Origin of the sequence: Alitiscatomonas aceti (assembly GCF_025567195.1) — a bacterium.
Classification (GTDB): Bacteria; Bacillota; Clostridia; order Lachnospirales; family Lachnospiraceae; genus Alitiscatomonas; species Alitiscatomonas aceti.
Genome location: NZ_JAOQJF010000018.1, coordinates 1 through 17,900 on the forward strand (window position 1 = coordinate 1; position 17,900 = coordinate 17,900).

Here is a 17,900-nt window from a genome sequence, read left to right on the forward strand (position 1 = left end):
TCACTGAAAAAGAAATCAACAATCTTTTTCAGAACTGTATCCTCCTGGACTCCTGAGTACTATGTTTTGAGAGAAACGACGGAAGTCAGGTATCACACTCAAGAAGCAATTGCAATAGTTTTATTTTTTTTTCGAACAGTTCATATCGTTGAGACTGCAGCTCGTCTCGTCCTCCCGGCTCACCCCGTTCATGTCGTTCAGAGTCTGCTCCTTCTCCTCTCCTCCCAGGCAGTTCATGTCGTTGATCCCGCAGGTCCTGTGATCCTGATCGGTCATCCCGTTCATGTTTCCCAGCCCCAGGTTCTTTTTCTCCATGGTCATAAGCCTCTCCTTTCTTCTGTCCCGGCTCCCTTCAGTCCACATTTTTTGTGGCCACCATGTCCACGCCGGTTCCTGCCACGTTTTTAAGGACCACGTCTCCGATATGGACCGGCGCCTGGACCGTCACATCCTTTAACGCTCTCATACAGTCAAAGATCTTCTCCTTCGGCACGTCCTCCTTCGTCTTTACAGACACCATATCTGCCGTTCCGTTGGAGACCTTCACGGTGGAGGTCACGATCCTGGTTGGGTTGGTCACTTCTTTTCTGGCGTACACGTCGCCCCGCTTGCAGGTATTTCCTGTGACCGAGACCACCTCTGCCCCTTCCATAGACACCGTAAGGGAGCATCCCAGGGGACAGCCGATACAGATCAGTTCCCGTCTCTCCATTTTCTACGCCTCCTCCACCTTAATTGTAATGGTTTTCAGTTCCGGATGCAAGAGAAGCTTTTCCTTTTCCAGCCGGATCTCTTCCATCTCTCCGGGAGCCATCACCGGCCGTTTCCGCCGGATCACCTGCTCCCCGTCAAAGTATACGCCGATGCAGCAGTTTTTATAAACGTTTCCCACACGGAACCGCACCACCTGGGTATCCTCCATCCGTTCAGGCGAGATCGTACAGGGAACCGTATACCGGACGCCTTCCACAGCGTTTATGACGATCTCCCTGGCATTTTCCTTCCGACCCTCTTTTATATAGGAAGCCGCATGTCTTCCGGCCGCCGCCGCCTCCTCTGACACAAAGTCCACCAGATCGTGGACATGGAGCACATTTCCGCAGGCGAACACACCTTCCACGCTGGTCTCCAGGCTCTCGTTGACCCTGGGGCCGGAGGTGACCCGGTTCATGGCCACGCCCATGCCGCCAGACAGCTCATTTTCCGGGATCAGTCCCACAGAAAGGAGCAGAGTATCACAGGAATAGTCCTCCTCTGTGCCGGGAATGGGCTTTCCGTTTTTGTCCACCTCTGCCAGGGTGATCCCCGTCAGCCGTTCCTTTCCCCGGATCTCCACCACCGTGTGGCTCAGCTTCAATGGGATCCCGTAATCGTTCAGGCACTGGACGATGTTCCTCTTAAGGCCGCCGGAATAAGGCATCAGCTCTGCCACCACCTTCACCTTTGCGCCCTCCAGGGTCATACGCCGGGCCATGATGAGTCCGATATCGCCGGATCCTAAGATCACCACCTCCCGGCCAGGCATGAAGCCTTCCATATTGACCAGCCGCTGGGCCGTTCCCGCAGAGTAGATACCAGCCGGACGATAGCCGGGGATATTGAGTGCGCCTCTGGATCTTTCCCGGCAGCCCATGGCCAGGATCACAGCCCTGGCTTTGATCTCAAACAGACCTTCCTCCCGGTTCATGGCCGTCACTGCCTTCTGGGGACTGATCTCCATGACCATGGTGTTCAGCTTATATTCGATCTTCCGTTCCCGGACCCTTTCAATGAACCTGGCCGCATATTCCGGTCCTGTCAGCTCCTCCTTGAAGGTATGGAGTCCGAAGCCGTTATGGATGCACTGGTTCAGGATCCCGCCCAGCTCCCGGTCCCGTTCCAGGATCAGGATGCTGTCGATGCCGCTGTCCTTTGCCGCCGCTGCTGCCGCAAGCCCCGCGGGGCCGCCGCCGACGATGACCAGATCGTATTCTCTCATCTTAAGCATCCTCCTTTCCAAGGGTATCTTTACTGGTTCCCACAAGGAGTCTGGACTCCCCGCCGGATTTTGTGATCTCCGTCATGGGAATGCCAAGCTCTCTGTGGAGCAGCTCCATGGTCCTGGGCGTACAGAAGCCCGCCTGGCACCGTCCCATGCCGGCCCTGGTCCTTCTCTTGACCCCGTCCAGGGATCTGGCTCCCAGGGGCCTGTGGATGGCATCCAGGATCTCGCCCTCCGTGACCATCTCGCACCGGCAGATGATGTTTCCGTAAGCCGGATTTTCTTTAATGAGCGCTGCCCGCTCTTCCTTTGAAAGTGTATCCGGGTCCAGGATCCCCTTTCTGACGCCGTTAAAGTCCGGATTTTCCGGAAGGTGTAAGATCCCCTCTACGATCTCCGCCACCATTTTCCCAATGGCCGGGGAGCTGGTAAGGCCTGGGGATTCGATCCCGGCGCAGTCCACAAAGCCCGGCGCTCCGGGAAGCTCCCGGATGATGAATTCGTGGCCGTCCTCATGGGCCCGGAGACCGGCAAAGGAGGTGATCACCTGCCGCATGGGAAGATCCTTCACATTCATCCCCGCCTTCTGGATCACCTGATCCAGCCCCTCTCTGGTGGTGGCGGTGGCTTCCTTATCCCCGATGTCAATGGCCGTGGGACCGACGATGAGGTTCCCATGGACCGTGGGCGACACCAGAACGCCTTTTCCGTATTTCCCCGGCAGGGCGAAGATCGTGCGGTTCACATGGGCTCCGGCGCTCTTGTCCAGGAGACAGTAATCTCCACGGCGCGGAGTGATATGGATCTTCTCCTCACAGACCATATTATGCAGCTCATCTGCATAAACTCCCGCCGCATTGACCACGGTCCTGGTTTCCACATCGCCTTTATTTGTGTGGACCAGCCATCCCTCTTCTGTCCTGGTAAAGCCGGTGACCGTTGTATTGAACCGGAATTCCACGCCGTTGGTGCAGGCGTTCTCCGCCATAGCGATATTTAATAAGAAGGGACAGACGATCCCGGCTGTGGGAGCATAAAGCACCGCCTCAGTCTGGTCCGAAAGGTTTGGCTCCATCTCCCGGATCCGTTCCTTATCGGTAATGATCTCCAGCCCCGGAACGCCGTTTCTTACGCCTCTCTCATACAGGGCTTGAAGATCCGGGAGCATCTCCCGGTCCAGACATACCACAAAGGAGCCGCAGGGACGGAACGGAAAATCCAGCTCTCTGGAAAGCTCCGCCATCATGCGGTTTCCCTCCACGTTGAGCTTCGCCATCAGGGAGCCCTCCGGAGCGTCATACCCCGCGTGGACGATGGCGCTGTTGGCCTTGGAGGTGCCGCAGCACACATCCTCTTCTTTTTCAAGGACGCAGATCCTTCCCTTATACCGGGACAGCTCCCTGGCTGCCGCCGCTCCGGATACGCCTGCGCCGATAATGATCACATCATACATGACTTCTCATCTCCTAAACGAGCAGAGCAAACAAAACATGTCTCCATGCTTTATTTGCTCTGCTCTTATCTCTGCAAATCTATCTTTTATTTTTGTAAGCCGGCTTCCGTGGGCTGCTGAAGATGATCTCCTGCAGCAGCCCCATCCGCACAGCGGGAGAGCTTGCTGGACTTTTATGCCCACGGAATGACTCCGTATAACAGGACGGCTGCCACCGCTCCGATCACCGGTCCGAGGATGACCACCGGCGCGTAGCCCCAGTTGGAATCGCCTTTTCCCTTAATGGGAAGAACGGCGTGGGCCAGACGGGGTCCCAGGTCACGGGCCGGGTTGATGGCATAGCCTGTAAGTCCGCCTAAGGACATACCGATGGATACGATGATCCCGAATACCAGGAACTTGTCAAGTCCGGCTGCCAGTCCGGGAACCTGTGCGATCCCCTTGATGGCAAATACCAGAACGAAGGTTCCGATGGCTTCGCTTAAGATGTTGCGGCCCATATTGGGGACCGACGGGCTTGTGGAGAATACGCCGAGCTTCGTGGCCGCAGACTCTGTGGCGTCGAACTGGTCCTTAAACAGGGCGTATACCAGGCAGGCGCCCACGAAGGCACCGGCAAACTGTGCGATGATGTAGCCGGGTACCAGCCCCCAGGAAAGACTTCCGTCCACAGCAAGGGCAATGGTCAATGCCGGATTAAAGTGCGCGCCGGAGGCAGCGCCGAAGATAAAGGCCGGGATCATGACCGCAAGGCCCCAGGCAAAGGTGATCTGGATGGAACCGGCCCCCTTCATTCCGGATTTATTCAAGGTCACATTGGCGACAACGCCGTCGCCCAAAAGGATCAGGAGCATGGTCCCGATAAATTCTGCAATATATGCCATCATATTCTTCCGCCTCCATTCATTTATTTGGCCCAGCCAAAGGAATACTTCACTGCCTTATCCCAGCCGTCCACCATTTCCTTCCGCTTTTCGTCACAGATCGCAGGCTCAAAGGTACGGTCGATGGCCCAGTTCTTGATCACGTCCTCCTTGCTCTTCCAGTAGCCCACTGCCAGGCCCGCCAGGTATGCGGCGCCCATGGCCGTGGTCTCAATGCACTGGGGACGCTGTACCGGCGCATTGATGATATCTGACTGGGTCTGCATCAGATAATTGTTGGCGCTGGCTCCGCCGTCCACCTTAAGGGCTGCCAGGCGGATCCCGGAATCGGCCTCCATGGCCTTTAATACATCGTTGGTCTGGTAGCACAGGGAATCCAGTGTGGCACGGATGATATGGTACTTATTGACGCCGCGGGTAATGCCCACGATGGTGCCTCTGGCGTACTGGTCCCAGTGGGGAGCACCCAGGCCTGTGAAGGCAGGAACCACATAGCAGCCGTTGGTATCCTTTACCTTATTGGCCATATACTCAGAATCCGGTGAGGAATCGATGAGACGCATCTCATCGCGGAGCCACTGGATGGCTGCGCCCGCCACGAAGATGGAGCCCTCAAGGGCGTAATTCACCTTTCCATCCAGTCCCCAGGCAATGGTCGTTACCAGTCCGTTCTTAGAAAATACCGGCTTTTCTCCGGTGTTCATCAGCATGAAGCAGCCGGTGCCGTATGTATTCTTCGCTTCGCCGGGATTAAAACAGGTCTGGCCGAACAGAGCCGCCTGCTGGTCTCCTGCCGCGCCGCCGATGGGGATCGGGCCGCCGAAATACTGGGGATCGGATTCCCCATAAATGCAGCTGGACGGCTTTGCCTCCGGAAGCATACATTTCGGGATGTTTAATTCCTGTAAGATCTCGTCATCCCACTGTAAAGTGTTGATATTGAACAGCATGGTACGGGATGCGTTGGAATAGTCGGTCACATGGACTCTTCCCTTAGTCAGCTTCCAGATCAGCCATGTTTCCACGGTTCCGAATAACAGCTCGCCTTTTTCTGCCCGTTCTCTGACGCCCTCCACATTGTCCAGGATCCATTTTAATTTGGTTCCAGAGAAATATGCGTCGATCACCAGTCCCGTTTTGGCACGGAAGGTGTCCACCAGACCCTTTTCCTTTAAGGTATCGCAGTATTCTGAGGTCCTGCGGCACTGCCATACGATGGCGTGGTAGACCGGCTCTCCCGTATTTTTATCCCATACGATGGTGGTCTCGCGCTGATTGGTGATACCGATGGCCGCGATGTCCTCTGAGGATGCACCGATCTTGGACATTGCCTCCACGGCCACGCCCAGCTGGGTGGACCAGATCTCATTTGCATCGTGCTCGACCCATCCCGGCTTCGGGAAATACTGGGTAAATTCCTTCTGGGCCACACTGCAGATCTCGCCCTTTTCATTGAAAAGGATACACCGGTTGCTGGTGGTCCCCGCGTCAAATGCCATTACATACTTTGCCATAAAAATTCCTCCTTATATACCCTGGATACATACTCCCCGTATCTATCCGTTATCAATACCCTTTCCTGTATCCGCCTCCGGCGGACTCTTTCACCCCTATACGGACCAGACAGACTGGTTTGTGCTGGACACTGAGATCGCCCCGGCTGACAGAGCGGCCATCACGTCCTCCTTTTCCGAGATCAGCCCCCCGGCGATCACCGGAGCCTTTACGAGCCTTGCCACCCGGCGGATCACCTTGGGCATCAGCCCCGGAAGGATCTCGATGCTGTCGGGCCTTGCAAGTCCCATCTGTTTTTCAATATTTTCAAAGGCCATGGAATCCAGGACGAACACCCGGAGGGTCGTATAGAGATCCAGCTCCCTGGCCCGCTTGATGAGGGCAGGTTTTGTGGAAATGATCCCGTCGGCCCTGGTATTCTTTTTAATAAAGTCCACGGCCACTTCCTTTCCGCTGAGACCGCTTACAAGATCCATATGGACCATGGCGACCTTTCCGTGGGCCTTTAACTCCTCCACGATCCGGCAGATGCTGCAGACGTCTCCAAACAGGATAAATACGATTTTTATCTCTTCCCGTTCACAGCATTTCTTTACGCCGTCCATATCCTTTACGGCGGCGATCACTGGATTCGCATCCAGATAATCATAAAATTTCATTTCCATCGGACTCCCCCCGCTGTCTGCCGCTTCCGGCAGGTGATAAAAAAAGAGCATAGCAACCAACCCGGTTTTCTTACCGTTTGCACTATGCTCTCATCTCTCAGCACCTTTTTAACTTAAATTCATCATATCATATCGCACAAAAAATATCAATATGTTTTTCGCATTTTGCGCATATTTTACAATCCGTTCTTTTTTATGGACGTTTATAGGCATTTTCATTCATTTCCGTCCATTTTCTCTTTCCGTTTTTATGCATTCTGCCCCAAGTTCTTACGCGGATGTCCTGTGTTTCCTGCTCCGTCCCGACAGCCAGATAAAATAGGCCGCGCAGAGCAGGATCTGGACCGCCGAAGAGCAGGGCGTTGCCAGACCGATCTTAAAAAGCGTCACTCCGGCCATGCGGCTCATGAACCAGGACACAGGGATCCTCACACAGAAGGCTCCCACGATCCCCTGGACCATAACGAAAAAGGTCTTACCGCATCCATTGAAATATCCCACAAAGCAGAACAGGAACGACGTAAGGATACAGTCGATGGCGTATGCCTTTAGATAATCGGCAGCCGCAGCCACCACCTGCGGGTCCCTGGCAAAGATCCCCGCCATGGCATCTCCGTGGAAAAACGAAAAATAAAAGAGGGTCACCCCGGCCATAAGGGAGGTTCCGATCCCGTAAAGCAGGGCACGTTTCGCCCGCTCCGGCTTCCCCGCCCCCATATTCTGGGCCACAAAGGCTGACATAGACTGCATGTAGGCCGACGCCACCAGCATGATGAAGGCGCAGAGCTTTTCTGCCACACCAACGCCGGCCGAGGCGATAACGCCCATGGAATTGACAATGGCCAGGATCACCAGAAAGGAAATGCTGACCAGCAGATCCTGGAGGGCAATGGGCGTTCCCAGAGCCAGGATCTTTCCCACCAGCCGTCTCTCAAACCGCAGGTTCTTTTTTCCAATGGTAAAGGGCAGGGTCCTCCTCCGGATCACTGCCAGGGACAAAAGGACGCCGGCCGCCTGGGCTGCCACTGTGGCCAGGGCTGCTCCGGCTGCCCCCATGTGAAAGCCGGCCACCAGGAGAAGGTCTCCTCCGATGTTAAAGACGCAGGCGGCGGCCACGGTAAATAAAGGCATCCTGGAATCCCCTATGCCGCGGAAAATGCTGCCCAGGACATTGTAGGCGATGATGAACACGGCCCCGGCGGAGCAGATCCGGATATAATCCACGGTCTGGGAAAAGGCCTCATCCGGCGCATGCATAAGCCCTGCCAGAAAGCCTGCTCCCAGGATCATTAAGACCGTAAGGACTGCCGCCAGGACTCCAAAGAGGCAGATCCCGCTCCCGATCACATCCCCAGCCTGCTCCGGCCTCTTTTCCCCGATCTTCTGGCCCACCAGGATCGTGATCCCCATGGCCAGTCCCGTGATCAGTGACGTTACCGTCTGCATGATCTGGCTGCCGGTGGAGACCGCCGACACGTCTGTGGGCGCTCCGAACTGCCCCACCACCATCAGATCCACCGCGCCGTACATGGCCTGTAGAAACAGAGCTGCCAGCACCGGCAAGGCAAACCTCAAAAGCCTGGAAAGGATCCTCCCCTCTGTAAAATCTGCTGTTTTTTCCATTGTATCTTCCTCCTTGATCTTCTGCATCCCACCAGAGACCCCCAAACAAGAACCTTCCTATAACATAAAAAGCCGGATAAAATACCAGGCGGTCCCCTGGCATCTTATCCAGCTTTGTAAATGCGTTTACAAGCCCTCCGATGAACTGTTTCCAGTACAGCATTACGGTTTTTCTTTGTCAATCCGGCCAGACGTTCCGGCATTTCCCAGCCGTACCGTTTCCAGGTATTCCCTCAGCTCGCCGTCCGCATGGGACAGCAGATAATTTTTCCCGTTCCTCTGCTGGGATTTTAACCGCCCCTGCTCATCTGCGATCAGGCTTTCCACATAGTCCACCTCTTCCTTCAGATCCCTGGCTGAAAGGAGAAGACAGCCCTGGCCCCGGATGATCAGTTGCTCCAGGCCGTCTGAGGTGGCCACTGTGACCCGGTACCGGGGGCCGATCTTATGGGCCAGCTTTTCAATATACTGGTCTGCCGTTTCTGCTTCCTTTGTGTATACCACATGGATATTGTGATATTTTATGGCCTCTCCGGTGTTTCCTTCCACCTTATATGCGTCAAAGACCACGATCAGCGTACATTTTTTATATCCCTGGTAATTGCACAGAATGTCCATGAGCCGGTATCTGGCGCCGTCGATGTTCACCTTTGCCAGCTCGCTTAACTCCTCCCAGGCGAAAATAATGTTGTAGCCATCCACTAAAAGATACTCTTCCTCTGTGCCGGAGCCGGTGTCTGCCGCTCCAGTTCCCCGGCTGCTTTTCCGGTCCGCGCGGTCTGGCCCCCATGGCCCGGGACGGCTGCTGCCCGCCCTCCGGCCCCCGGCCGTTTTCTGGCCTGGGCCGTCTGTACTCTGGCCGCTGCCGGTTCCATGACCCGGGACGCCTGCACTCCGGCCTCCGGCCATTCTCTGGCCCAGGGCATTTCCCGGCGGATAGCTGCGCTTCGGTTCCCCGTAGGTACGCTTAAAAATCTCCTCCAGCTCCCTGTCCTCATAATACGACGCCGACAGCCTTCCGGCTCCTCCGCCAGTGCCTGCTGCGCTGCTCCGGCCTCCGCCTGCCCCGGCACCTGACCGTCCCTCCGGGACTCCGGCTCCGGAGCTTTCGTCCTCCCGTTCTTTCCGGTCCGGAAGATCCACACCGGCGGCCCTCCGTTTATCCAGAGGCGTCTGCACATGCATATGCTTTTTCACCTGATCCCAGGGCACCACCACTCCGGCTCCGTGGGAACAGAATACAGATCCTGCCGGATCTGCCAGATCCCCGTCAAAATCATAGCCCATGGCCTCCACCACCTCTTCCTGGTTATGGCAGGGCTCATATCCCTTGAGGCTTAAGGACAGCCGTCCCCTTCCCCTGGTATAATTGGTCACCTCCCGCTGATAATCCCGCATACAGGCAGCCGGAGCGCTCCCGGTCAGCACCGCCATGCCGTTTCCTGTTTCCGGCGCCTGGAATTTCCCATACATCCGGTCAATGTCTGCCATGGCCCGGCCCACCGACTCCTCCGGCACCTCGAGAATAAATTCATAATACGGCTCCAGCAAGCGGCATCCCGCCTCCTTAAGCCCCTGCCGCACAGCCCGGTAGGTGGCCTGACGGAAATCGCCGCCATCTGTGTGTTTAATATGGGCCCGGCCCGCCGTCAGAGTGATCCTCATATCCGTGATTTCTGAGCCAGTCAAAGTCCCCCGGTATTTTTTTTCTTCCAGGTGGGTCAGCACCAGTCGCTGCCAGTTCCGGTCCAGAAGATCCTCGCTGCAGTCACACCCCAGCACCAGGCCGCTTCCCGGCTCCAGAGGCTCCATCAGCAGATGGACCTCCGCATAATGGCGCAGCGGCTCAAAATGCCCCACTCCCTCCACTGGCCGCTGGATGGTTTCCTTATATACGATATTTCCAGTCCCGAAATCCACTTCCACGCCGAACCGTTCCAGGATCTGGCTTTTCAGGATCTCCATCTGCACCTGCCCCATGACCTGGGCCCGGATCTCTCCCAGAGTCTCATCCCAGACAATATGGAGCAGGGGATCCTCCTCCTCCAGAAGCCGGAGGTTTTTCAGCATTACATGGGCATCTGCCCCATCGGGAAGGATCACCTGGTAGGTAAGTACCGGCTCCAGAAGCGGGCTCTTCCCCGATCTCTCCACACCGAAGCCCTGTCCCGGGCGGGTATCTGATGGACCTGTGACCACGCAGATACAGCCCGCCTCCGCCTCGCTGGCCAACTCAAACTTTTCCCCCGAATAGATCCGGATCTGGTTGACCTTTTCCGTCTGCTCCTGATCCAGAAAGCTCTTTACCTTCAGGCTTCCTCCGGTGATCTTTAAATGGGTCAGCCGGTTTCCCTGGCTGTCCCGGGATATCTTAAAGACCCGCGCGCCGAATTCCCGGGAATACCCGGTCCCGGCGGTGAAGGTCTCAAATCCCTTTAAAAACTCCTCCACGCCCGTAAGCTTCAGGGCCGACCCGAAATAACACGGAAACAGCCGCCGCTCCTTCACAGCCCGGCGGACCGGGTCCACAGACAGGATCCCCCGCTCCAGATACTCCTCCAGAAGCTCCTCCCCGGCCATGGAGATCTCCTCAAAAATCTCCTCTCCGTTCTCTCTGTCTCCGCTGTACGAAAGAATCCCGTCCGTTCCAGCCGTCACTCCCGTAAAATCTGTTACCGCGCTGTCCAGACGGCGCTTTAATCCGGAAAGCAGCGCCTCCCGGTCTGTTCCCGGCTGGTCCATTTTATTGACGAACAGGAACACCGGGATCCTGTACCGCTTCAGAAGACGCCAAAGGGTCTCCGTATGGCCCTGGACGCCGTCCGCCCCGTTGATCACCAGGACCGCATAGTCCAGCACCTGCAGCGTCCGTTCCATCTCTGCCGAGAAATCCACATGGCCCGGCGTATCCAGAAGAGTCACCGCCGTATCTCCCAGTGTAAGCTCTGCCTGCTTGGAAAAGATCGTGATCCCCCTGGCCCGTTCCAGCTGATATGTATCCAGAAAAGCGTCCTTATTATCCACTCTCCCCAGCTTCCGTATGGTGCCGGTGGTATATAGGATGGCCTCGGAAAGGGTGGTCTTTCCCGCATCCACATGGGCCAACAGACCAGCACATATATGTTTTTTCGTTTTTTCAGGCTTCTGTTCGCCCATAAAAACGCCTCCCTTCTGATGGCATAATATTGAATTATACCACAAAAGGAGGCGTTGGTCGAGATGCTGTTGCACTCGGTTCAATATAAACTTATCGCATAGGAAGTTTAGGATAGATGTGAATGCTAACTTCTCCACCTGGTGTACGGTAAGCAGTGATCCGTTCCATAACAATCTTCCATAAACGATTCTTTTCTTCAACAGAAAGCTGTGGATAGCTGTCGAGAATGTGCTGTGTTGTCGGAATTATTTCTTTCTCTACATCATGAATATCTTTTTGAGCCCCCTGTTTTTTCAGCAACTCATTTTCAGCTGCCTGAACTTTATGTATTTCTCTGGTTAAGGTATCATTTCGCTTTGTAAACATTTCTATTGTATAAATACCCTTCTCCAGATATTCACATATCTTATCCTGCTGTAACTGAAGCTCTGTAAGTTGCTCTCTTACAATACTCAATGCCGTCTCCGTAGAGTCCGTTTGTGCTACCTTATCTTCCTTTATTTTAATAGTGTACTCACCCCACCATTGAGACATGGCTTTCACCACTTCTGCTTCAAGAAAATCACATTTTATAGTCCGACAATTACATCCACGAGTTGGACATCTGTACCATGGAGAAGTGTTTTGGGTCTTCGCCGGAACATTCCGCTTCATTACTGCTCCACACTTTTCACAAAAAAGAATTGTTGCAAATGGATTCATAAGTTTTTTATCCTTATGAACTGATGCGTGATTACGACTGCTCTGAACTGCTTTTACTCGATCCCACTGTTCCTGATCTATAATTGGCTCATGTAATCCTTCATACAACTCATAGTCTTTACTGGTAACTCTTTTCTTAGTAAGCATCCCGTCTTTAACTACTCGCTTTGTAGGTTCATGTTTCCAGCGGATCATTCCCAAATAAACTTCATTATTTAAGATATTTGTGATGGATGTTTGCCCCCATGTACCAGTTAGAGATGGAATGTTCATTTGATTCAGTTCATGGGCAATCGTATTGTAGCCAATTCCTTGTTTCCCATACATATCAAAAATCATCCGCACCACTTTTGCTTCTTTCGGTTCAATTCGCAGGCTATTCCCTTTCATACCAACCAGTTTATAGGCACGGTATCCATACGGAGCTACTGAACCAAGAAATTTGCCCTCAGAAGCTGATTGATTTCTTCCGCGAACCAAGCGCTTTGTGATGGTTTTCAATTCGTACCGGCTGAACATAAACTTCATATCAGTAAACTGTTCATCCGATTCATTCTGAAGATCATAGATCTTGGACGGTGTGATAATTTTACAATTATTCGTTTGAAGTACCTGCATGATATAACCGGATTCCAAGGATGACCCTCTGGAAAGACGCTCAATATCAATACAAATAACTCCTGCATACATTCCAGTATTGACCAGTTCCAGCAAACGAAGCATCTTAGGTCTGGACGACAAGGATTCTCCCGAAACTACTTCTTCCAAGACATCAACAACATTTAATCGTCTTTCCTTACAAAAAGACTCTAAAATGCGTCGATGTCTGTTCAAAGTTTCTTCAACAGAAATTTCGTCAAAATCTGTATCCATTCTGGATTTCCTCAAATACATCAAATACCGTTCCATTATCACACCTCCTTCCCGCGGGTTATTCTGTTACCATTTTACTCAACACTTTTCCTTTTCGCAAAGATACGGATTAATGTTTCCACATCCTTGCTTATGAGAAAGAAGCTTGCTATGCTTTAAGATTCACTTAATTTCTCTGCCTTCGTACTGCGATAGGAATTAGAAATAAGCTCACCTATCTTCAATAAAATTTGTGAGATTTCTGCTGCTTCAATATCAATACAATAATCGTCATGGATACAGATAACAGCATCTTTCTCACTTACAGCTGTCATAATCATATATCCTCCATATATATCCAAAAAACAGCCATACTGGTTATTGATGAGGTGCTATCTATACACGCTCTCTCCCAATATGGCTGTTGACTAATTTACTTATTACTTATTTTACTCGTCACATTTGCCACGCAACCCTGACGATGGGAACATAACAGGTCTCCGCTGGCGCGGTTGTCATAACTCCGCAGCGTCGTTTTACTCGTGCGCCGCAGGGTTCCCCCCAAGTCTTTAGGAGGCCGTGAGGAAGTATCTTTAAGCCCCCGTGCAGTCCTCGCGGCGGATCTGCCACCATCCGCTTTGTGGAATCGTAGATTGCTCCGAAACAGCTCTGTTCATCACCTCCCTGGCTGCTCCATCTTCGCGGCGTCCCACACTCGCTCATACACGGGTTATGTACCTGTTATGCTGTCTATGAAATTGTCAAAGTGCTGTTGAAGGGGGAAAACTTGTCCTTCTAATAGTAATGAAAAAAAGAGCAAGATTTTCGCTATGCTAATCAAACTTTTTCAAATTTTTAGCCAGCCATTTCAAACCGCGTTGGATGCTGTCATACACTCTACTGAGATCAACGCCTTCTGTCTTGGCAATTTCTTTAACTGTCATACCCAGATAAAACCGAGCATAAATCCTCTTTGCCTGCTTCTCCGGTAAGGCCATCACCGCAGAATAGAGCTGTTCTCGAAGCTGCTTTTCCTCCATGAGCATTTCTGGCGTCGGCGGCTGATACACTACCTGTTTCTCTATACCATTATCACAGTCCAGAGAATAGTACGCTTTGTAGTTATACATCTGGCGCTGGCGTGCAGCTTCTGCTCGCTTATCTGTCAGGAATACTTCTTGTACTTCACTGCTTACTTCTATAAAAACATCCGTTTTGTATATATCAGGATACAACTCCCTAAGATTGACTTTCTTCATTATGTACCTCCATTTCGATTCATGGGCGATTAGCGAGTGAATCGAATGGAGGTGGTGATCGGCAGCGACATACTTCGGGGGCTTTCCCGAAAAACCGATACCAAAAAGCGCCAGCTCCCCACAATTGGAAACTGGCGCAACAAAAATACCTACTATTTTGCTGATTTAGATGGAATGATAATACTGATTGATAGTCATACCTCCCCGGAGGAGGAACAAAACTTTTTTTAATTGATGAAGCTCATGGGTGCTATGAATGATGATAATTGCCATGGCGGTATCCTCCTGTGTACCGCCCTCTTAATCGCATGAGCATCGTTGGAAAAACAAAAAGAAACGGCGGCTCTGATTTCTCAAAGCCGCCACTTCATAGGTGCATAGAAATATGTCTGCTGTACGACGGCTTTTTTTCTTTTGCCGTCGTTCGGCAGATTTAATCACATTTTCTATCTTACTTTTAATTCTATGATAAAAACCAAATGTTGCAGAAATCTCCTAATCGCTTTCTTTTTCAGCAAGAAAACAGGCTGAATTGCTTCATTTTTGTAGCAATTCAAGTTTTATCTCGTTTCAGTCAGAGAAAAGCTATTCAAGAACCAACATCCAATCAAAAAATCTATTCAACCGTTTCAATGGAATCTACAATACTCATTTTTGAAATTTTCCGCAGCGGAATTGCTGTCGCCATCAAGCAGGCTCCTACTGCCAAGAGGGTTGCTTCAAGAATGGGTATGACAGGAATTGCAACAAGCTGGAGGGTGTCGCTCGTGGCCGCCTCAATGAAAATCGTACAAACATATCCCAGCACGCTTCCAATCACAGAGGCAATAATCCCGTAATATGCACCTTCCCAAAGAAAAGTTTTATAGAGGCTACCGGCGCTCATTCCAATGGCCCGTTGCATACCGATTTCTGTTACTCTGGTGTGAATATTTGTGTAAACGGTATTGATGATATTAAGAATACCAATCAGGCCAACGAAAAGAATCAGCCCCCATGCCAGCATTTGAATTTGTGCAAAGCTCTCTTTTAGTTGCTGGTCGGTTTCTTCATATGACAAGAATGTTGTCCCCGGTATTCTGTTACAAAACGCCTCGATAAATGTATCAAAGTTTTCCCTGTCAGCACCCTCGTTCAGTGTAGGCAAAAACTCTGAATAGGTATCTTTTCCCGTCAGGCGTTCATAGATAGCATCATCAACGATCACTTGAACACCATTTGTGAAACCGCCATTTCCAATACCAAGATAACCGTCATAGCCATCCAAGGTTTTCAAAACATTCAGCTCCATTCCCGCAACACAGATGCTTTCTCCGGCCTCTATATTTGTAAATTCAAGAACATCTTCGCCGTAGCTCATGGGAATAGGATTCCTTACTATACAGGCGTTCCCTGATTTCAGTTGTCCAAGCTGTTCTTCTGGTAATTGATCCCCCATAAAATAATCCCAATATTCATCGTTCAATCCGACAACCTGAAAAGTTTCGCCGGGTTTCAGTTGAAATTCAAGACTGATTTCATCGAGCAGCCCATTTTCATTTTGTTCGTAAAGCGAAAATTGTATGGCGGCTACACTTTGCACAGCTTCATTTTTCCGCAAAGTGTTCAGATCATCTGTGGTAAATCCAATACTTTCATTTGTGATCTGATAATCTCCTACATGATTATCTTGCAGGGCGCTTGCAGCGTTCAGGAGAGAGGAAAACCCTTGCAGGGCAATAAAAACCGTGATACTCATAACAAGGGACAAAATTGTAATTGCAGTACGGCCTTTATTTCTCTTTAAGTTCAGGCGGGCATAATATGCTTCAAAATTATGGATTTTCTTTGTTTTACGCTTTCTGCGCCGAATTTTTAGATTTGTTCCAGACATCGCCATAATGGGAGATACCCTTGCGGCTGATCTGGCTGCTGGTAATGCTGCAAACAACGCAAACGCCAAAGTGATTGCTCCGCTTAAAACCAGTAAGGTTCCATTCAAAGAACTGTTCTCTGCTATTAGAGTTTTCAATTCAGAAGCATCCTGAACCAAGAACAATTCAGGGGAAACCAGGCCGGTAGCTGCCTCTAAAATTCCTCTGGCACTCAGGAAACCAAGAAGCATACCAATAGGAATCCCCATCAGGCACAATAGGATTACTTCAATTACAATGATCTGATAAAGCTGTCCTTTTTCGCCTCCAATAGCCCGAAGTGTTCCATATCCCTTTATCCGTTTTGATACAGATATTTTCAGAATGTTGTAAATCACAAGACCAGCAGCCAGCAAAATCAAAGTACCCACTAATATCCCTGCGACTGTCATAAAAGAGAATCCCTTATCATTAGCACCCTCGGAATTTGCAGTATAGGAAATTCCCAAGGCGTTCAAATATACAATATTATAGCTGGTATCAAGTTCATGGATATTAAATTCCTTATTGATGTCATCGACAACTGCTTGAAAATTCTTTTTATCGGCAGTCCGAATATCCACATTGTAATAAATATAAGATTCCGTTAAAAGTTGTTCAGCAGTTCCTTCCCCTACAACTCCCGTAACAGTGCCGCTTGTATATCCCAAGTAGTTATTTTTCAATATCCCTGTAAGAACAAATTCTGCTGTATAGGAATAGCTGTCCGCAATGTTATGGCGAAGATTTTTTTTCAGTGAAAGTGTAATCTTATCTCCAATACCGCCCTCAAAGCCAAGATATTTCAGAATATCTTCCGAAAGAGCTATTTCCATCGGGGCTTCCGGCAGACGACCTTCTTCTACACTGGTACTGGATGGATAGATAGCGGCAGTATCATCCCAATATTCCATCAAACCAAGGGTAAGAGATGGGGAGAGTTCTAAACTTCCCATATAAATAGATTTCCCTACATAGGAAAGACGCTCATCCTGTTCCAGTGCGTGAAGCTGATCTGCATTCATCTGCAAAAAAGTGGCATATCGGTTTCCTCCGATAGCGATGGCCTGCTGTTCCCGCATTGCACTAAGTACGCCAATGGATTGTCCTACAATGGTTGTCATCATAGTAGACAGCACAACGGCAATCAAAATAAGAATAGAAGTGACTTTTTGGGACAGTAGTTCTTTCAATGCTAATGTACGATAAGATTTCATTTCGCTGTCACCTCCGTAAGCACACCATCTACAATCTGAAACTGCCGGTCTGCCATTCGTGCAATACGGCTGTCATGGGTAATGACAACGAGAGCTTTCCCCATCTTTTTCCATACATTTTGAAGCAATTCCATGACTTCGCCGCCGCTTTTGCTGTCCAGATTTCCCGTAGGCTCATCAGCAAAAATTACATCCGGCTTTGCAATCAAAGCGCGGGCGATGGCTACACGCTGCTGCTGGCCGCCGGATAACTCATGGGGCAGATGTTCCAAGCGGCCCTGAATGCCAAGCAGTTCTGTAAGCTGTTTCAGGTATGCTTCATCCGGTTTTTGTTTATCCAGCAAAAGAGGCATGATAATATTTTCTTTCGCCGTCAGAACCGGAAGCAGATTAAATTGCTGAAAAATAAATCCAATCCGCTTCCGGCGGAATGCCGACAACTCCTTATCGCTGTAACTGTAAATATCTTTACCATCATAGGTCAGCGAGCCGGAAGATGGCTTATCCAAGCCGGAAAGCAAATGAAGCAGGGTACTTTTTCCGCTTCCAGATGGTCCCATAATAGAAATAAAATCGCTGGATACAATTTCGAGATTCGCATGATCCAAAGCCACCACTCGGTTTTCACCGTCACCATAAATCTTTGATAAATTCTTTGCCTCAATATTCATAAAAAACACTCTCCTTATTTGTGGTATAA

15 protein-coding genes are annotated in these 17,900 nt (G+C 50.8%); 1 reads left to right on the top strand and 14 read right to left on the bottom strand.

All coding sequences use genetic code 11. The features are described 5' to 3' along the window. Nucleotides 1–120: 120 nt before the first annotated feature. The 12 genes from OCV69_RS09785 to OCV69_RS09840 form a co-directional block, all read right to left on the bottom strand. On the bottom strand, nucleotides 121–321 hold the full coding sequence (locus OCV69_RS09785) for a hypothetical protein (protein ID WP_022272413.1): 201 nt from the start codon (nucleotides 319–321) through the stop codon (nucleotides 121–123). A 31-nt stretch (nucleotides 322–352) separates the two neighbouring features. Further along, nucleotides 353–712: a DUF1667 domain-containing protein gene (locus tag OCV69_RS09790; protein WP_158358909.1), complete on the bottom strand. Its 360-nt coding sequence runs from the start codon at nucleotides 710–712 to the stop codon at nucleotides 353–355. A gap of 3 nt (nucleotides 713–715) precedes the next feature. Further along, the gene (locus OCV69_RS09795) at nucleotides 716–1,978 is read right to left on the bottom strand and encodes an NAD(P)/FAD-dependent oxidoreductase (protein ID WP_158358907.1); all 1,263 of its coding nucleotides are present in this window, start codon (nucleotides 1,976–1,978) and stop codon (nucleotides 716–718) included. Between the two features lies 1 nt (nucleotide 1,979). Continuing rightward, complete coding sequence (locus OCV69_RS09800; protein WP_158358905.1) at nucleotides 1,980–3,434, bottom strand: NAD(P)/FAD-dependent oxidoreductase; 1,455 nt, start codon at nucleotides 3,432–3,434, stop codon at nucleotides 1,980–1,982. Nucleotides 3,435–3,607: 173 nt separating this feature from the next. Then, nucleotides 3,608–4,321 (bottom strand): MIP/aquaporin family protein, encoded by a 714-nt coding sequence (locus OCV69_RS09805; protein ID WP_022272417.1) that lies wholly within the window; start codon nucleotides 4,319–4,321, stop codon nucleotides 3,608–3,610. Nucleotides 4,322–4,341: 20 nt separating this feature from the next. Beyond that, nucleotides 4,342–5,832 carry a glycerol kinase GlpK gene (gene glpK / locus OCV69_RS09810; protein WP_158358903.1) on the bottom strand — a complete coding sequence of 497 codons (1,491 nt, stop codon included), beginning with the start codon at nucleotides 5,830–5,832 and terminating at the stop codon, nucleotides 4,342–4,344. 96 nt (nucleotides 5,833–5,928) lie between these two features. Then, complete coding sequence (locus OCV69_RS09815; protein WP_158358902.1) at nucleotides 5,929–6,498, bottom strand: glycerol-3-phosphate responsive antiterminator; 570 nt, start codon at nucleotides 6,496–6,498, stop codon at nucleotides 5,929–5,931. A gap of 270 nt (nucleotides 6,499–6,768) precedes the next feature. Continuing rightward, nucleotides 6,769–8,121, bottom strand: a complete 1,353-nt coding sequence (locus tag OCV69_RS09820) for an MATE family efflux transporter (protein WP_158358900.1) — start codon at nucleotides 8,119–8,121, stop codon at nucleotides 6,769–6,771. Between the two features lie 162 nt (nucleotides 8,122–8,283). Beyond that, a complete protein-coding gene (locus tag OCV69_RS09825) occupies nucleotides 8,284–11,277 on the bottom strand; it encodes a translation factor GTPase family protein (protein ID WP_158358898.1) in 2,994 nt (997 codons plus the stop codon). Nucleotides 11,278–11,368: 91 nt separating this feature from the next. Beyond that, complete coding sequence (locus OCV69_RS09830; protein WP_158358896.1) at nucleotides 11,369–12,889, bottom strand: recombinase family protein; 1,521 nt, start codon at nucleotides 12,887–12,889, stop codon at nucleotides 11,369–11,371. Nucleotides 12,890–13,008: 119 nt separating this feature from the next. Beyond that, nucleotides 13,009–13,167 (bottom strand): hypothetical protein, encoded by a 159-nt coding sequence (locus tag OCV69_RS09835; protein WP_172698243.1) that lies wholly within the window; start codon nucleotides 13,165–13,167, stop codon nucleotides 13,009–13,011. A gap of 498 nt (nucleotides 13,168–13,665) precedes the next feature. Next, nucleotides 13,666–14,091 (bottom strand): RNA polymerase sigma factor, encoded by a 426-nt coding sequence (locus OCV69_RS09840; protein ID WP_004840986.1) that lies wholly within the window; start codon nucleotides 14,089–14,091, stop codon nucleotides 13,666–13,668. Nucleotides 14,092–14,136: 45 nt separating this feature from the next. Between OCV69_RS09840 and OCV69_RS09845 the strand changes: the two genes are divergently transcribed. Continuing rightward, nucleotides 14,137–14,322 carry a hypothetical protein gene (locus OCV69_RS09845; protein WP_158358918.1) on the top strand — a complete coding sequence of 62 codons (186 nt, stop codon included), beginning with the start codon at nucleotides 14,137–14,139 and terminating at the stop codon, nucleotides 14,320–14,322. Nucleotides 14,323–14,707: 385 nt separating this feature from the next. On the opposite strand, the gene OCV69_RS09850 is transcribed toward OCV69_RS09845, so the two are convergent. Together OCV69_RS09850 and OCV69_RS09855 are read right to left on the bottom strand one after the other, a co-directional pair. Then, on the bottom strand, nucleotides 14,708–17,200 hold the full coding sequence (locus OCV69_RS09850; protein WP_158358894.1) for an ABC transporter permease: 2,493 nt from the start codon (nucleotides 17,198–17,200) through the stop codon (nucleotides 14,708–14,710). After that, on the bottom strand, nucleotides 17,197–17,871 hold the full coding sequence (locus OCV69_RS09855; protein WP_069423998.1) for an ABC transporter ATP-binding protein: 675 nt from the start codon (nucleotides 17,869–17,871) through the stop codon (nucleotides 17,197–17,199). The genes OCV69_RS09850 and OCV69_RS09855 overlap by 4 nt, the downstream gene beginning before the upstream one ends. Nucleotides 17,872–17,900: the final 29 nt, after the last annotated feature.

Coding starts and splice junctions, on each gene's coding strand:
- OCV69_RS09785 (WP_022272413.1), bottom strand. CDS start 321: ATGACCATGGAGAAAAAGAACCTGGGGCTGGGAAACATGAACGGGATG.
- OCV69_RS09790 (WP_158358909.1), bottom strand. CDS start 712: ATGGAGAGACGGGAACTGATCTGTATCGGCTGTCCCCTGGGATGCTCC.
- OCV69_RS09795 (WP_158358907.1), bottom strand. CDS start 1,978: ATGAGAGAATACGATCTGGTCATCGTCGGCGGCGGCCCCGCGGGGCTT.
- OCV69_RS09800 (WP_158358905.1), bottom strand. CDS start 3,434: ATGTATGATGTGATCATTATCGGCGCAGGCGTATCCGGAGCGGCGGCA.
- OCV69_RS09805 (WP_022272417.1), bottom strand. CDS start 4,321: ATGATGGCATATATTGCAGAATTTATCGGGACCATGCTCCTGATCCTT.
- glpK (WP_158358903.1), bottom strand. CDS start 5,832: ATGGCAAAGTATGTAATGGCATTTGACGCGGGGACCACCAGCAACCGG.
- OCV69_RS09815 (WP_158358902.1), bottom strand. CDS start 6,498: ATGGAAATGAAATTTTATGATTATCTGGATGCGAATCCAGTGATCGCC.
- OCV69_RS09820 (WP_158358900.1), bottom strand. CDS start 8,121: ATGGAAAAAACAGCAGATTTTACAGAGGGGAGGATCCTTTCCAGGCTT.
- OCV69_RS09825 (WP_158358898.1), bottom strand. CDS start 11,277: ATGGGCGAACAGAAGCCTGAAAAAACGAAAAAACATATATGTGCTGGT.
- OCV69_RS09830 (WP_158358896.1), bottom strand. CDS start 12,889: ATGGAACGGTATTTGATGTATTTGAGGAAATCCAGAATGGATACAGAT.
- OCV69_RS09835 (WP_172698243.1), bottom strand. CDS start 13,167: ATGACAGCTGTAAGTGAGAAAGATGCTGTTATCTGTATCCATGACGAT.
- OCV69_RS09840 (WP_004840986.1), bottom strand. CDS start 14,091: ATGAAGAAAGTCAATCTTAGGGAGTTGTATCCTGATATATACAAAACG.
- OCV69_RS09845 (WP_158358918.1), top strand. CDS start 14,137: ATGGAGGTGGTGATCGGCAGCGACATACTTCGGGGGCTTTCCCGAAAA.
- OCV69_RS09850 (WP_158358894.1), bottom strand. CDS start 17,200: ATGAAATCTTATCGTACATTAGCATTGAAAGAACTACTGTCCCAAAAA.
- OCV69_RS09855 (WP_069423998.1), bottom strand. CDS start 17,871: ATGAATATTGAGGCAAAGAATTTATCAAAGATTTATGGTGACGGTGAA.